General features: G+C 32.8%; 14 protein-coding genes, 1 tRNA gene and 1 pseudogene. 13 read left to right on the top strand and 3 right to left on the bottom strand.

The window, feature by feature from the left end:
* The first annotated feature begins 87 nt into the window (after positions 1-87).
* Positions 88-1,182 carry a DUF3048 domain-containing protein gene (locus CDO51_RS00570; RefSeq protein WP_158212252.1) on the top strand — a complete coding sequence of 365 codons (1,095 nt, stop codon included), beginning with the start codon at positions 88-90 and terminating at the stop codon, positions 1,180-1,182.
* A 36-nt stretch (positions 1,183-1,218) separates the two neighbouring features.
* Here the strand turns inward: CDO51_RS00570 and CDO51_RS00565 are convergent, their stop codons facing one another.
* The gene (locus CDO51_RS00565) at positions 1,219-2,181 is read right to left on the bottom strand and encodes a metal-dependent hydrolase (protein WP_158212251.1); all 963 of its coding nucleotides are present in this window, start codon (positions 2,179-2,181) and stop codon (positions 1,219-1,221) included.
* A 154-nt stretch (positions 2,182-2,335) separates the two neighbouring features.
* Here CDO51_RS00565 and CDO51_RS00560 point away from each other — a divergent pair, with 154 nt between their 5' ends.
* From CDO51_RS00560 to CDO51_RS00530, 8 genes and pseudogenes are all read left to right on the top strand, one after another.
* Complete coding sequence (locus tag CDO51_RS00560; RefSeq protein ID WP_089022354.1) at positions 2,336-3,346, top strand: ThiF family adenylyltransferase; 1,011 nt, start codon at positions 2,336-2,338, stop codon at positions 3,344-3,346.
* A 63-nt stretch (positions 3,347-3,409) separates the two neighbouring features.
* Positions 3,410-5,035, top strand: coding sequence for a hypothetical protein (locus tag CDO51_RS00555; RefSeq protein ID WP_089022353.1), 1,626 nt, complete (start codon positions 3,410-3,412; stop codon positions 5,033-5,035).
* 85 nt (positions 5,036-5,120) lie between these two features.
* The gene (locus CDO51_RS00550) at positions 5,121-6,548 is read left to right on the top strand and encodes an MATE family efflux transporter (protein WP_089022352.1); all 1,428 of its coding nucleotides are present in this window, start codon (positions 5,121-5,123) and stop codon (positions 6,546-6,548) included.
* A gap of 466 nt (positions 6,549-7,014) precedes the next feature.
* A complete protein-coding gene (gene gap / locus CDO51_RS00545; protein WP_089022351.1) occupies positions 7,015-8,022 on the top strand; it encodes a type I glyceraldehyde-3-phosphate dehydrogenase in 1,008 nt (335 codons plus the stop codon).
* 115 nt (positions 8,023-8,137) lie between these two features.
* Complete coding sequence (locus CDO51_RS13640; protein ID WP_158212250.1) at positions 8,138-8,284, top strand: hypothetical protein; 147 nt, start codon at positions 8,138-8,140, stop codon at positions 8,282-8,284.
* A gap of 2 nt (positions 8,285-8,286) precedes the next feature.
* On the top strand, positions 8,287-9,315 hold the full coding sequence (gene splB / locus CDO51_RS00540; protein WP_089022350.1) for a spore photoproduct lyase: 1,029 nt from the start codon (positions 8,287-8,289) through the stop codon (positions 9,313-9,315).
* 101 nt (positions 9,316-9,416) lie between these two features.
* A pseudogene (locus CDO51_RS00535) lies at positions 9,417-9,596 on the top strand (glutaredoxin family protein); the annotation flags it as partial.
* Positions 9,597-9,633: 37 nt separating this feature from the next.
* Positions 9,634-11,331, top strand: a complete 1,698-nt coding sequence (locus tag CDO51_RS00530) for an aldehyde ferredoxin oxidoreductase family protein (RefSeq protein ID WP_089022348.1) — start codon at positions 9,634-9,636, stop codon at positions 11,329-11,331.
* Here the strand turns inward: CDO51_RS00530 and CDO51_RS00525 are convergent.
* Positions 11,328-11,984 carry a cysteine hydrolase family protein gene (locus CDO51_RS00525; RefSeq protein ID WP_089022347.1) on the bottom strand — a complete coding sequence of 219 codons (657 nt, stop codon included), beginning with the start codon at positions 11,982-11,984 and terminating at the stop codon, positions 11,328-11,330. The genes CDO51_RS00530 and CDO51_RS00525 overlap by 4 nt on opposite strands.
* Positions 11,985-12,154: 170 nt before the next feature.
* Here CDO51_RS00525 and CDO51_RS00520 point away from each other — a divergent pair.
* Positions 12,155-12,230, top strand: a tRNA-Trp gene (locus tag CDO51_RS00520).
* A gap of 263 nt (positions 12,231-12,493) precedes the next feature.
* Complete coding sequence (locus CDO51_RS00515; protein WP_089022346.1) at positions 12,494-12,697, top strand: hypothetical protein; 204 nt, start codon at positions 12,494-12,496, stop codon at positions 12,695-12,697.
* A gap of 137 nt (positions 12,698-12,834) precedes the next feature.
* Here the strand turns inward: CDO51_RS00515 and CDO51_RS00510 are convergent, their stop codons facing one another.
* A complete protein-coding gene (locus tag CDO51_RS00510; protein ID WP_089022345.1) occupies positions 12,835-13,503 on the bottom strand; it encodes a metal-dependent hydrolase in 669 nt (222 codons plus the stop codon).
* Between the two features lie 159 nt (positions 13,504-13,662).
* Here CDO51_RS00510 and sfsA point away from each other — a divergent pair, with 159 nt between their 5' ends.
* Positions 13,663-14,370: a DNA/RNA nuclease SfsA gene (gene sfsA, locus CDO51_RS00505; protein ID WP_089022344.1), complete on the top strand. Its 708-nt coding sequence runs from the start codon at positions 13,663-13,665 to the stop codon at positions 14,368-14,370.
* 51 nt (positions 14,371-14,421) lie between these two features.
* Positions 14,422-15,366: a D-2-hydroxyacid dehydrogenase gene (locus tag CDO51_RS00500; RefSeq protein WP_089022343.1), complete on the top strand. Its 945-nt coding sequence runs from the start codon at positions 14,422-14,424 to the stop codon at positions 15,364-15,366.
* Positions 15,367-15,381: the final 15 nt, after the last annotated feature.

Below are 15,381 nucleotides of genomic sequence, written 5' to 3'. Positions count from 1 at the left end.
CAAATGAAGTATTTTAAAATAATTTTAAAAGTTATCAACATAATAGTGTAGTAGCCGGTCCTATAACTAATAGAAAGGGTGATGAAATTGACAAGGAAAAGAAGAAAAAAGGTAACAGTTAAAACAAAACCAATAATTATATCTGTTGCTATATTAGTACTAATAACTACCTTTGGTTATATGTTTTTTTCAGAAGATGAACCAGTAGATCCTTCTAGAGATGATGAAACTATCAGTCAAGAAAAAGAAGAACAAGATGAAAAGGAAGTTGTAGAAGAGATAAGTAGATGTTCTTATTGTGGAAGTCCTATTGATGAAAAAGATGAAAATTTAGATAGGCCTATAACAGTAACATTAGGAAACTCAAGTAATGAAAGGCCACAATCAGGTATAAATGCAGCTTGTGTTGTATATGAAGCCCCCGCAGAGGGTGGGTTAAGTAGGTTGTTTGGAGTTTTTAATAAAGATTATGAAGGAAATATTGGTCCTGTACGATCAGCTAGATTTTATTTTATTACATTAGGATTAGAACATGACTCTATTTATGCCCATGTAGGTGGATATCAACCTGTAATTAACAAAATAAATGAACATCGTATGGCAAACATTGATGAATTTGGAGCTGGAGGAGCTTTTTGGAGATCTGATGAACGTAGTGCACCTCATAATACATATACAACATTAGAAAATATACAAAAAGCAGCTAATGATCGTGGATACAGATCAGTTGGAGAAAGATCAGAGTTTGTAGATTATCAAGAAGAAGATATATTTGATAAGTTAGAAGGTGTAGGATCTACAGAAAATGTCACTGTTATCTATAATAGTAATTACAACAGGGTGGAATATAAGTATAAAGAAGACGGCTATTATAGGTATGTTAATGGAGAAAAACATATTGATAAACATGACCAAAAGCAGGTTGTTGCAGATAATCTTATCTTTCAGTTTGTAACCTCTGAGGTTATTGATGATGTTGGTCGTTTAAGACTTGGTTTAATAGGTAAAGGGGAAGGTGTTTATTTATCAGAAGGTAAGAAAATTCCAATCACATGGGAAAAAGATAGTCACAGAAGCGAAACAGAATTTTATAATGCCAATACTGAAGAGCCATTAAATATTAAGCCAGGTCAAACTTGGGTAAACCTAATTCCTCATGGAACACAGGTTCAATATGAATAAAAATAACCCGGTCTGAGTTTTTACTCTAGAACCGGGTTATTCCATGTAAACCTTACGGTTAGGATGATACGGTTGAAATAATTCTTCTTCTATCATACCTTGGTTGTGACATTTTACAGTTGCATGGTGTAAAAATCTTTCACCGATATGATATCTAAGGTCTATAAAAGTAATTAAATGTTTATTATCAGAAGTTTTATGGTGTTTTACTAAATAGTGTGGTGTAAACTCTTGAAAAAGTTTTCCTATTTTACTATTTAGAGCTTTGTTTATTAATGAATTCTCGATTTCTTCTTCAATTCTCTTAGATAGTTTTTCTTTAATTCGTACAGCTCTACGAAAGATAGGTGCTTGTCCAACATAAACTATATAGTCAGTCTCTACAATAAAGTCCCAGTGAAAAAAGCTTTTTGAAGCGGGTAACACAACCATTTTATTAATATTTTTATCTTGAAAATAAGAAAAAAGATAATTACCGAAGTTAATACGAGATAGGTATCGACTAATTAAATATACTCCCATAAACGCAATTGAGCCCCAAGCCAAAAAGAAATAATCATATGAAAAACCTAATATACTTGTGATGGATAACAAGATCAAGATAGGTTCAATCAATATTAATAGGTTACAACTATACATTTTTGGTGATATAGGCCATAAGAGTTTAATACCATAGGAGTTACACCAGTCTAGAAATAGGTGACTACCCACTCCTAAAAGAGTAAACCCAAACAAGGATAGATAGTTATATGAAAACAACAAAGATAAAGGCAAAGCAGTTAAAGCAGATAATATGATTGCTCCGAGTATGGAGTGACTAGCCCCTCTATGGTGTTTTAAATATGGTATATCACCGAAAATTTGTAATATGCCGTCACCGTCGGGGATTAAAGACCCAATTGTAGTTGCTAAGAAGGTTGGGTTATCTAATGAAATACTATCTTGGCTTACAGCTGAATAAAAAGCACTGTTAACAACAACGTGACTTATTGGATCCATAATAGTCACCTCCATAGTTTTAATATATTACAAATTCTATTATAGCATGGTTCAAGCTAAATGAGTGAGCCAATTTATGTAAAGTGAAATGTAGTTTGACAACCTTAAATCCCTATAGTACATTTAAATTAAGTCTAATGAGGAGAGGTTAGCCATGAAGCGATACTCACGTCAATATATTATGCCTGAGATCGGTACAAAGGGCCAAGAGAAGTTACTTAATAGTAAAGTAGCGGTTGTTGGTCTAGGGGCATTAGGAACAGTGATAGCAAATAATTTAGCAAGAGCCGGGATAGGGCATTTGGTGTTAATTGATAGAGATTTTGTAGAATTATCTAACTTACAAAGACAGATAATTTTTACAGAACAAGATGTATTGGATCGAATTCCTAAAGTGGCTGCTGCCAAAAGATTTTTAGCTCAAGTTAATCAAGAGATAGAGTTAACAGAGGTAATAGATGATCTTAATCATCAAAATATCTATAATATATTAGATGGTGTGGATCTAATAATAGATGCTACTGATAATTTTGAAATTAGATTTTTATTAAATGATTTTTCCCATGAACAAAATATCCCTTGGATTTATGGAGCCGCTATAGGTACTACTGGGATGATGATGCCAGTTATTCCAAATAAGACCCCATGTCTTAGATGTGTGATTGAAGATCTTCCTTCAGCTGATGGTAAACCTACTTGTGAAACAGCCGGGGTTCTTTCTGCTACAACAGGTATTATTGGTAATTATGAAACAGTAGAAGGATTGAAGATATTATTACAATCAAATTATGTAAAACAAGGCCTAATTAGTATTGATTTATGGTATAATTCATATAACAATATAGATATTTCACGGCGTAGCGGATGTCCTACATGTGAACTAAGTGATTATGAATTCTTACGTGGTAAAGGTCGTTCAGAGATAACTACCATGTGCGGAGAAGGTTCTGTACAGATTTTTCCTCGTATTGAAATGGGCTTAAATTTAAAAAAAATAAAAGATACATTAGCCCCTTTAGGTGAAGTAAGGCTAACACCATTTAATTTGAGCTTTAAGACTGAAGGAAAAGAACTTGTACTATTTAAAAATGGTCGGGCAATGGTGAAAAATGCTGAATCACAACAAGAAGCGAAAGCTTTCTATACTCGTTATATTGGCTATTGATATCTTTTTTGAGAAGGTATAAAATTAAACATGGAAGTCTGATTTTAAGGAGAGGAAGAAACTATGACTAACACTCAATCTTTTCAAGAACAACCAAATCATGATAAAGTCGATTACACCTTTTTGCACAGGTATGAAGTGCAGAGGCTAATTGACAAAATCACAGATGATGATAGCACCAGTAAAGAAGGGCTAGAAAATATAATGGAGCATTTAAATAAATTAGAAAAACATGTTTTTCCTGTTGTTGCAGATAGATTAAGAAATGCAGCAAGTAAAGAAGCGTCCCTTTTAGGTCAAATATTAATGATGATGGAAGATAGCTCGAAATTAGGAGACAAATTACTCAACATGTTATTTGATCCAAAGATACCTGATAGAAATAAAAACTATATTTTAAAAGTAATGGATTTTCACGGGTTAAAGCCAGAAGTCTTTTCATATAATGATATCTTTAATAATCCTGATAGAGCTATTAGAGATGCTAGGAAATCATTATATAAACAACTTAAGAACAACACAGAAATTATACCTCAAGTCCTAACTGAATTAACTGAATTATCTGTAGCTACACAAGATGCTATGTTTGAAGATGCAGTCTATGAAAATGATGTTTTACTAGTACCTTTTTTAAAAGCTGTAGCTTTATCAGATGATGCAAGTTTGGCACCGAAGGCCGTTTCTACCCTTGGAGAGTTAAAGTATCCAGAAAGTAAAGAAGCTCTACAGGAGTTACTTGCTGAACCAGATAGACAATTTCTTAAAGAAAACATTGAACGTCAGATTAATAGATTAACTTTAAGAGGTGTAGAAAATAAACAACAAAAAACAGAAAATGTTTTAGATAAATTAGGTGAAGTTTATCAAGGAGCAGTTTCTCAAATTGATGGTTTTGGGAATAGACTAGTGTTTTTTGCAAGAAGATGGGAAGGTAAAGGTCTTTTAGTAGCTAATTACTTGATAAATACTTCAGGTGGTATTCGGGATTGTTGGGGTCATTTTAAAATTACAACTAAAATGTATAATGACTTGCTAAAAGAATTTAGATCTGATAATACTCTAGTCACTGTTGATACTGATTATGCTAGATCTATTTTTTGTGATGCGCTTTATATAACGAATGCTTCGAAAAAATCTAAACCACCAGAGTTTGGTTTTTGGAGACAGTGCATGCCAGATGAGTGGTTAAAAGAAGAAGGGTATACACCAAAAATAGATGAAGACGTCTTACAAAGGGTTTTACATGAAAAAGGGTTAGATAAAGAACTAGAAAAGTTAGCAGAGTATTATGATTTTCAAAATTGGTTTTTACATCATCCATATGTTTATGAATTGATGTCTAAGGTTACTCATATACCTAAAGATGGTGAAGGCTATATTGTACCAATAGCCACACAAGAAGAAGTAGAAAATATTCATAATAAGTTAATCGAACATTTGATTATACCAAATTTAGATTTCTATAAACGCAATTTACTATTAACAGCTGATTTTTATAAAAAAAGAGGATTATCTAAAAGATATCGAACTGTGGTATATGCTTTACTAAAAATAGGTGATGGAGATATTTCAAGTGTTAGAAAACATCCGTTGTTTAGAGCTATGATAAAACGAAGTCTTGATAAAGCAACAACAAACTTGAGAGAAGGATTAGACCTACGAGAAGATCCTGAAGAATTCGATTTTTAGACCCGTACATCGGGTCTAATTTTTTTACATGAAGACTTGTTTCATGGCTATATTAGCATCCTGAAATTTTAAGGGGGATAAAATTTTGCCTAAACCAAGCATCTCTCGCGAACAAAAATTACTACATGGAAACATTTTACGTGGAGTATGGTATTTAGCTTGGCCAATTGTTATTCAATCACTATTACATGTATTTATGGGTATGGCTGATCTTAGAATGGTTAGTGGATTAGGCCATGAAGCTATAGCAGCTGTAGGGATCGGCAGGCAAGTTATAATGATTATTTTAGTGATGATTTTAGCTGTTTCTGCCGGAGCTACTGCAGTTGTTGCACGTAAATTAGGAGAAAGAAATACTGAAGAAGCTGAGAGTGCTGCAGGCCAAGCAATGATGCTTGTGATTTTATTTGCAATGGTGATGACTCCTTTAGGAATCTTAAGCTCTAGAACTTTATTACTTATATTAGGTGCTGAACCTGAGGTTTTAGCCCTTGGGTTACCGTATATGCAAATCTTCTTTACAGGTATAGTTTTCTTTTTAGGTAACTTTATGTGTAAAGCTATTTTCCAAGGTGCTGGTGATACTAAAACCCCCCTTTATATAAACACTATCGTTAATATAGTTAATTTATTAGGTAACTTTTTGTTAATCTATGGTGTTTGGATTTTCCCTGAATTAGGTGTAAGAGGTGCAGCGATTGCAAGTGTAATTAGTAGGTTTGTCGGTACTTCCCTTGGAGTGATGGCACTAAACAGTAATAGGTATGCTATTAAATTAACATTCAAATCAGTTTTTAGACTTTCAATCCCTGAAATGAAAGAAATGTTACGTATTGGTACACCAACTGCATTCCAAGGTGTAAGTAGAAATATCAGTACATTATTATTAGTTAGTATGATAACAAGAACTGCAGCTGGAGGTTTTGCAGCTGCAGCTTTTCCGATAGGGATGAAAGTTAACCAATTTGCTATTATGCCAGGTTTAGCTATAGGTCAAGCAACTACAACTTTAGTGGGTATGAACTTAGGAGCTAGTAATCCTGATAGAGCAGAGAAAAGTGGTTGGACAGCTAGTAAAGTAGGTTCTATTGTTATGGCTACTATAGCAGGAATAAGTTTTATATTTGCTCCTCAAATTATGAGCTTTTTTACTCAAGAACCTGAAGTTATTACTATTGGTGCAACTTTTATTAGGGTGGTTGCTCTAGCTGAACCTTTTCATGCTGTTGGACTAATACTTTCTAAAAGTATGCAAGGTGCTGGGTATACGTTAATGCCTTTTTATTTGACTGTTTTTTCATGGTTAATAGTACGAGTACCCTTAGCTTATATCTTAGCTTTTCTAGTTGGTTTAGAATCTAATGGTATATGGATTAGTATAAATTTGACTTTTATTTTGCAAGCTATTTTAGTAGCAATTACTTTTAAGAGGGGTAATTGGAAAAAAACTAAGTTAAAAACTTATGAAAGTAAAAACATTAGAACTGATAGTAAACCAAGTCAATCAGGTTAACTGAAATCTTTTTAACCTGATTTTTTTGTGCTGGGAATAGGTAAAAGCTATAGGAATGAAACTTCTGAACAGCGAAGGTAGTAGTTGTGGCTAATGAACACCCTAAAAAGTTTATGAACATAACAAGAAATATAAGGATTCTATGAGTAGATCTCATGTTTCAAAACCCTGAAAAGTGTGAATATGAATTTGACAATAATAAAGAAATGCACTAACCTCGCTTTTTCAAGCGAGGCGTTTTTATTTTGTTTATGATATTTTTTATGGTCGAAGTTCACAATAGGATTAGTGTTACTATCTCTAGTATTTTTTTGGCCAATTTGTTATAATAACCAATGAAATATTTTTTTACCTTGACAGGGTCAAAAAACAAACTACGGGACAAAATCAGTCCAAAGAGATTGGGAATTAACATAATAAGTCAACTGATATTGGTAATAATACTATCTGAGGAGGGATAAATTTTATGACGGTAAGAGTTGCTATTAATGGGTTTGGAAGAATTGGGAGGCATTGTTTAAGAAATAGCCTAGCTAGCGATCAGGTTGAAGTTGTAGCTATCAATGACTTAGGAGATATTGGATCTTTATCTCATTTATTTAAGTATGATTCACTATATGGAGCTTATGATGGTGAGGTAAAAGTTGAGGGTGACAAGCTAGTAGTTGATGGTAATGAAATTAAAGTTTTAAGTGAACAGGAACCGGATAAGCTACCTTGGGATGATTTAAATGTTGATATAGTTCTTGAAGCAACCGGAATCTTTAGAGACAGAGAAGGTGCTAAAAGACATTTGATTGCTGGTGCTAATCGAGTTATTATTACTGCACCTGCTAAAAATGAAGATATTACTATAGTACTTGGTGTAAATGAAGACGATTATAACCCAGAAGAGCATCGAATTATTTCAAATGCTAGTTGTACTACAAACTGTGTGGCACCTGTTGTTAAAGTTTTAGATGAAGCTTTTGGAATTGAAAAAGCTCTTATGACAACTGTTCATTCATATACTAATGATCAAAATATTTTAGATTTACCACATAAGGATATGCGAAGAGCAAGAGCAGCAGCTGAATCTATCATTCCAACAACTACTGGTGCTGCAAAAGCAGTATCTTTAGTGTTACCACATTTAGATGACAAAATTGATGGCTTTGCTATGCGAGTTCCGACTCCTACTGTTAGTATTGTTGATCTAGCTGTTTATATTGAAAAGGATAAAGTTACTAGCGAAGAAGTTAATAATAAGCTAAAGGAAGCCGCTGAAGGAGAGCTTCAAGGTATTTTAGGTTTCAGTGATGAACCATTAGTATCTATGGATTACAAAGGATCTGAACACTCCTCTATTGTAGATGGTATTTCTACTATGGTAGTACAAGATAATCTTGTTAAAGCTGTTGCTTGGTATGATAACGAATGGGCATATGCAAAAAGAGTGATTGATTTAGCAGCATATATTGGAAACAAAAATTAAAAAATTACTTAAGACCATTGGTTTTTAACCATGGTCTTTTTTATATAATAAATTTACTAATTTCGGAAGAAAATAAGAAAGGCAATTTATTCTCTCATAAAAGGGGATGATTTCATTGACAAAAGTAACATGTAACGCTAATTGTAAATTTCAACGAGATGGCCGGTGTACACTTGAACAGATAGATGTTAGACGAGAATATGAAGTAGAGGCTTTATGTCTTGATTTTGTACCAAATTATGAAGAAGGGCCGTTGACTTAAAAATGGATTATAAATTTAATCCTAAAAGAATATATATTGAAGAAGGAGCTTTAGAGTACCCGGCTGGAAGATTTATAAAGGATAAATTCAGTGACAAAGGTGTTCCTATAAAGATCATAAAGACTCATCAAAGAATAACTGGTATTCCAGGAAAAACTAGAGAACAAGGATATAGAGAAGCTAAAAAAACATTAGTTGTAGGTATTAGAAAATCTAAAGATTTTCAAACATGTAAACCCTCAGCCCACTATCAGCTACCACTTTCCACAAGCTGTCCCGGTTTATGTAAGTATTGTTATTTAAATACTACTTTAGGTAAAAAGCCTTATCTTCGTGTTTATGTAAATATAGACGATATCTTACAAAAAGCTAAAAAGTATATAGAAGAAAGGGCACCTGAAGAAACTATTTTTGAAGGTGCAGCAACTTCTGATCCATTACCTGTAGAAGAGTATACAGGTAATTTAAAAGAAAGTATTGAGTTTTTTGCAAAGGAGCCACTTGGAAGATTTAGATTTGTAACTAAGTTTACCAATGTTGACTCATTATTATCTATTAGTCATAATGAAAAGACTCGCATTAGATTTAGTCTTAACACAGATACCATAATCGATAAACATGAACAGGGGACGCCAGGTTTAATAGACAGAATAAAAGCAAGCGGAAAAGTGGCTGAAGCAGGTTATCCGACTGGTTTTATCATTGCTCCAATTTTTATGTATCCTGGCTTTAAAGAAGAATATAGTGAACTGTTTAAAAAACTAAAAGAGGAATTAGCTGATACTAAAGTAACAGATATACCTTTTGAATTAATCACTCACAGATTTACTAATAGAGCAAAGAAGAATATTGAAGAGACATTTCCTGATCATGACTTACCTATGGATGAATCAGAACGTAGATTTAAATATGGTCAATTTGGTTATGGAAAATACCTATATTCAAAAGAGGAAATGGAGGATATGAAAAGTTTTTTTGAAGATCAAATAAAAGAACATTTTCCCACAGGAGAGCTTACATATTTTGTGTGATTAGATTAATATGATATTATGTAATTAAATAACAAAAGGAGGATTTTCTAATGAAAGAGAAAGTAGAACTTTTCACAACACCTACGTGACCAGCATGTCATCATGTGAAAGAGTATCTTTCACAAAAAGAAATTGATTATGTAGAGCATGATGTGTCCCAAGATGAAAAAGCTCGAGACAGAATGGTTGAAGAAACTGGTCAAATGGTAGTACCAATTATTAAAGTAGGTGAAGAGTATGTTGTGGGGTTTGAAAAAGATGCATTAGAAAAATTGTTATAGTTTTAAATATAGTTGGAATTTTGGGGAGGGAGAAACCGTGAATATTTTAAGAGTTAACCTGTCAAATAAAGAGGTTAAAACAGAAGAGCTGTCATCTGATGAAGCTATCTTAGGTGGTAGAGGATTTATTGCAAATAAATTACATAAAGAGGTGGAACCAACAACTGATCCGTTGTATGGAAACAATAAATTAATTTTTGCAGGTGGAGTTTTTGCAGGTACTCAAGTAACTAGTAGTGGTAGACTATCTGTTGGTGCTAAAAGTCCTCTAACAGGAGGTATAAAAGAGAGTAATGCTGGTGGGACAAGTGCGGATAGGTTAGCTGAACTTGGTTATCGTGCCCTTATAATCGAAGGGATATCAGAAGAAACTTCGCCACTTGTACTTATGTTAAATAACCAAAGTGCTAAATTAGTACCAGATGAAAGCTTAAAAGACCTAGGAAATTATGAAACTGCTAAAAAATTAAAACAAGAGAACCCAAATTCAGGTTTAATAACTGTAGGTCCTGCAGGTGAGCATGGTATGTTGTCAGCATGTATATCAAACACAGATAATGATGATACACCTAGTCGAGTTAATGGTCGTGGAGGACTAGGTGCAGTTATGGGTATAAAAGGATTAAAAGCAATAGTTATAGATGATTCAAAAGAAACAAAGATACAAATTGAAAGAGAGGAACAATATAATCAATTAGCAAAAGACTTTAGTCGTTTAGTTGCTAATAGTGAATCTACAGCTAATTATCGCAAATATGGAACAGCTGCTTTAGTTAAAGTAACAGATGGTTTGGGTGCATTACCTACTAAAAACTTTTCTAGAGGTAGCTTTGAAGGAAGTGACAATATATCAGGACAAACTATGTATGAGACCATTACAGAAAGAGGTGGAGAAGGCACCCCTAGTCATAGCTGTATGAAGACTTGTGTTATTAGGTGTTCAAATGTTTTCCCTGATGAAAATGGTAAAACTTTAGTAGCACCTTTAGAATATGAAACAATTGGTTTGGTTGGATCTAACCTTGGAATATCTTCTTTAGATGAAATTGCTAAAATAAATTGGGAATGTAATGATATTGGAATAGACACTATTGAATTTGGCGCTACAATGGGAGTAGCAATGGATGAAGGGTTATGTGAATTTGGTGATTTTGAAAGTGTTATGGATATGCTTCACGAGATAAGAGAGAATACTCTTCTTGGAAGAATGGTGGCTTCAGGTTGTAATTTACTAGGAAAGATAACTGGAGCTAGACGTGTCCCATCTGTCAAAGGACAAGGATTACCCGCGTATGATCCAAGAGCAATTAAAGGATTAGGTGTAACTTATGCTACAAGTCCTATGGGTGCAGATCATACGGCAGGTAATACAGTTAGAGCCCCTTTAGAACATAACAAAAAAGATGGACAAGTTGAAGCCTCAAAAAATCTACAACCTTTTGTAGCAGCTTTGGATACATTAGGAATGTGTATGTTCTTAGCACCTTCTATTGGTAAAAAGAGACATTTTATTACTGATCTAATAAATGCTAAGTTAGGTACTGAATATAGTGAGAAAGATTTACTTGAGTTAGGTAGACAGGTTTTAAATGATGAGCGCCTATTTAATGAAAAAGCTGGTATTACTAGTAGTTATGATGATCTGCCTGCCTTTTTTAGAGAAGAAGAAAACCCTGATTCTAACTCTAAATTTGATATAGATAAACAGGAATTACAAAAGACTTTTGAATTTTAAGTAAGATCTTTGTAATGTTGGGCTAAAGATTCAGGGGAAAACTTGATTTCATCAGGTTTTCTCCAATTCCATGCCCGATATTTTTCGCCTTTGATTTTTTTTACAACTTCACTTGTATTAATAACTTCTAAACCATAGATCCAGTTACACATAATTAAAATTGAAGACATTTGAGCACCTTCGTTTGTTGTCTTACACATATCTTTTACTAGAGTAACTTTATAGTTGTTAAAAAAAGCGTCAAAAGCACTGGTCATAACACAACCATCTGTTACAAACCCACCAATAATAATATTTTTTACTCCAATATCTTTTAGAAATAGATCTAAACTGGTTTCATGAAAAGCACTCCATCTATATTTATCGATAACTATTTCATCATCTTTAGGATAAATTTCTTTAAAAATTTCTACATTTTTTTTATCTGAAGTATAGAATATGGGCTTTCCATTTTCATCTGTAGGTTCATATAATGATGTCCCGATGTTATCATATCTATTGACTTGTCTAGTATAAATAACTGGAATGTCAAATTCTCTAGCTGTTTCTATGGCTGATTTAGCATTTGCTATCGCTTCATCTACCCCTTCGATACCAAAATTTGATTCATATTGCATATCAATAATTAATAAAGCAGTTTCATTAGTTTTCATCTTAATTCTCCTTTCAGTTTATACAGTTCATATTTTATATACTTACAATTACAATTTTAAAGTTAAAAATATAATGCGTCAATTAAAATTTCAAAATATCCTTTGACAATAGCTGAAAATATGTTATTATATATAACAGGAAATATGAAATAACATTTTAGCCGACAAGTAGGGGAGTAGCTCAATTGGCAGAGCAGCGGCCTCCAAAGCCGAAGGTTGTGGGTTCAAGTCCTGTCTCCCCTGCCATTTTTTACCTCAATCAAGTTACAATATTCACTTGAACAAATAACAATAAATGATGTTTTGAAAATTTTTTACTAGTTTTAAATTTTTTGAATAATCTAATAAAAAACCGCACACCCTATAACAAAGGCGTCGAAAAATTTTCTGAAAAGTACCATTTTTTTAACAAGATGTTTACAAAATTATCTAGATAAGTTATAATTTAAATTGAGTGAAAAAATTCACTTTAGTGTCGAAAAGAAATAATTACATTTAGGAGGGATATCATGGAACATAGACATTGGAAGATTTTAAAAAAAGAACGGGATTCACTTTATGAGCAATTCTTATCCGCCCAAGGTGATAACAGAATGGATCTACTAGTAAAAATCATGGAATTAGATGAGGAAATGGAAGCTCTTGAAAGAGATCAAAAATCACCTGTACTTCCTTTTAAATCAAAAAACTATCACAAAGATTCGGTTGGTTAATGATGACTTGTGAGAAAAAGATTTATTTTTGCGGTGGTCATGTGAAAATGATAACAAGAAATAAGGAGCTGAATAACAAGATAAAACCATAAAAGCCCTAACCTGATTAAAAAGTAACATCAGGTTAGGGCTTTTATTTATGTTATATCAATAGATTCACCTGGATCTAAGATAAAACATTCACTATTAGTTTTTTCTGAGACTTTTTGTTGGAATTCTTTAGGATCTGCTTCTATTGGAGGCCATGTATTGTAGTGAATTGGAATAACACCTTTTGGTTTTAAAAACTGAGTTGCAAGAACAGCTTCATTAATATCCATAGTGAAATTACTTCCTATAGGTAAAATGGCAAAGTCAAGATCAAAAAACTCTGAGATTAATTTCATATCACTAAACAATCCTGTATCACCAGCATAGTAGATTGATTTACCATGAAAGTTTACTACAAACCCACAAGCATGACCACCTGCAATACCTGATCCGTGCAGTGCTGGTGTTATCTTAACTGAGCCAAAATCAAACTCTTTAGTACCTCCAATGTGCATTGGATGGCTCTTTAATCCTTCCTGTTCAGCTGCCCCTGCTATTTCTGCAGTAGAAATAATCAGTGAATCATTATCTTTTGCAATTTGAAAAGCATCCCCTTTGTGATCATCATGAAAGTGTGATAACAAAATGTAATTTGGTGACACGTCATCAGAAGAAATATTAGCTAATGGATTGTCATCAATAAAAGGATCAAAGATTAATTTGTCGTTTTTTTCTGATAATTGAACACATCCATGACCGATGAACTTTAGTTCCATATAATCCCTCCTTAAAAAGGTGTTCTGTAATATTATACCATAAGATAGAAGTGAATTAAATTTTCGTATTTAGATAATTTTTTGCTATAATAATAATAACACATAAATTTAATATCCCCCCCGATTATAAAGTATATTATTCCAAAGGAGATGTAAGTTTTGATTTATGAATTTCCTTCTCTTGTAACAGGAGAATTTGTAAAAAGAAAAAATAGATTTGTAGCAGAAGTGAAAGTAGCAGGTAACAAAGAATTATGTCATGTACCTAACTCTGGGAGAATGAAAGAACTATTACTAGAAGGCTCAAAAGTAATGCTTCGCCATCATCCTCACACAAATAGAAAAACGTCATATGATTTATATTTAGTACAATATGAGGGTTTTTGGGTATCTATAGATAGTCGACTACCAAATAAATTAGTAGAACATATGGTAGAAAATTCAATTTTTCCAAAAGAGTCTAGTATTTCTTCAAATACTAGTGTTATTTCTAAAGAACCAAAGTATGGATCAGGTAGATTTGATTTAAAACTTACTAATAAAGTAAATGATATCTTTGTTGAGTGTAAATCAGTTACATTAGTTGAAGATGGCCAAGCTTTATTTCCAGATGCTCCCACAAAACGTGGTAAAAGACATCTATTCGAGCTTGTGGAATCTGTAAAAGAAGGTTATAAGGCTTTAATAATTTTTTTAGTGCAACGAGATGATGCAAAGTTTTTTTCGCCTAATTGGGAAATGGACAGAGACTTTTCTAATGCATTAGTTTATGCTAAAGATAATGGAGTAAAGGTTGAAAGTTATTCTTTTAGAGTAACTACAGAGGGGTTATATTACTGTAATCCTCTTTTTGTTAAACTAGATTAACTAGAAAGAAGTAGGGTATAAAATTGATGTGATTATAAAGGAGTGAGACAGTTGAAAATTTTGTATACTGGGAACTTAAAAGAGGATCATAGACATGATCTCTTGTCTGATTTTCCCCAAGTTGATCTAGTATCTACCGCTAATGAATCTATAATGGATATTGAAATTTGTGATAGTGATATCTTTATAAGCTGGGGACGATTTATTACACCAGAGCGAATTGCTAGAGGGAAAAATTTGAAGTGGGTCCATGCTTTAAGTACAGGTGTGGATAAATTTTTGATACCTGAAATTATTAGTTCAGATATGTTACTTTCAAATTCTAGGGGAATACATAAAGAACAAATTTCAGAACATGTATTTTCATTTTTACTTCCCTATGTTAGAAGACAATTTGATTATAGAAAAATGCAAAAAAGAAAAGAGTGGGAACATTTAACTATATCAGGGTTAGCAAATAAAACCATAGGTATAGTAGGACTCGGTTCTATTGGTGAAGAAATAGCTAAAAAAGCAAAAGTATTTGATATGACTGTTGTAGCAACTAAAAAAAATCCGACAAATTCAATATTTGTAGACAAAATGTATAGCTCTAAAGAACTTAACAAAATACTTCCAATGGTTGATTTTCTAGTATTAATTGTTCCTTTAACTGATGAAACACAAAACTTAATAGGAGAAAAAGAACTATCTTTAATGAAAAAGAGTGCCTTTTTAGTTAATATGGCTCGTGGTGGTGTAGTTGATGAAAAAGCACTTTATAAAGCATTAATAGATAATGAAATAGCTGGAGCAGGCCTTGATGTGTTTTCAAAAGAGCCATTACCACAGGATTCACCCCTTTGGGAGTTAGATAATTGTTATATTACTCCTCATGTAGGTGGAGTGTCTCCAGACTATACTAAAAAAGCTATGGCCTTATTTAAAGAAAATCTTCAAGCATATATTAGTGGTAAAGAACTACCAACTAAAGTAGATAAACACAAGGGTTACTAGGAAGGTGGATAAAAA

This window comes from Natranaerobius trueperi, assembly GCF_002216005.1.
In the GTDB taxonomy this organism is placed as follows: Bacteria; Bacillota; Natranaerobiia; order Natranaerobiales; family Natranaerobiaceae; genus Natranaerobius_A; species Natranaerobius_A trueperi.
Note: the sequence above shows the minus strand (reverse complement) of the source record. Positions and strands in the feature narration are given on the sequence as shown.

Coding starts and splice junctions, on each gene's coding strand:
- CDO51_RS00565 (WP_158212251.1), bottom strand. CDS start 2,181: ATGGATCCAATAAGTCACGTTGTTGTTAACAGTGCTTTTTATTCAGCT.
- CDO51_RS00560 (WP_089022354.1), top strand. CDS start 2,336: ATGAAGCGATACTCACGTCAATATATTATGCCTGAGATCGGTACAAAG.
- CDO51_RS00555 (WP_089022353.1), top strand. CDS start 3,410: ATGACTAACACTCAATCTTTTCAAGAACAACCAAATCATGATAAAGTC.
- gap (WP_089022351.1), top strand. CDS start 7,015: ATGACGGTAAGAGTTGCTATTAATGGGTTTGGAAGAATTGGGAGGCAT.
- splB (WP_089022350.1), top strand. CDS start 8,287: ATGGATTATAAATTTAATCCTAAAAGAATATATATTGAAGAAGGAGCT.
- CDO51_RS00525 (WP_089022347.1), bottom strand. CDS start 11,984: ATGAAAACTAATGAAACTGCTTTATTAATTATTGATATGCAATATGAA.
- CDO51_RS00515 (WP_089022346.1), top strand. CDS start 12,494: ATGGAACATAGACATTGGAAGATTTTAAAAAAAGAACGGGATTCACTT.
- CDO51_RS00510 (WP_089022345.1), bottom strand. CDS start 13,503: ATGGAACTAAAGTTCATCGGTCATGGATGTGTTCAATTATCAGAAAAA.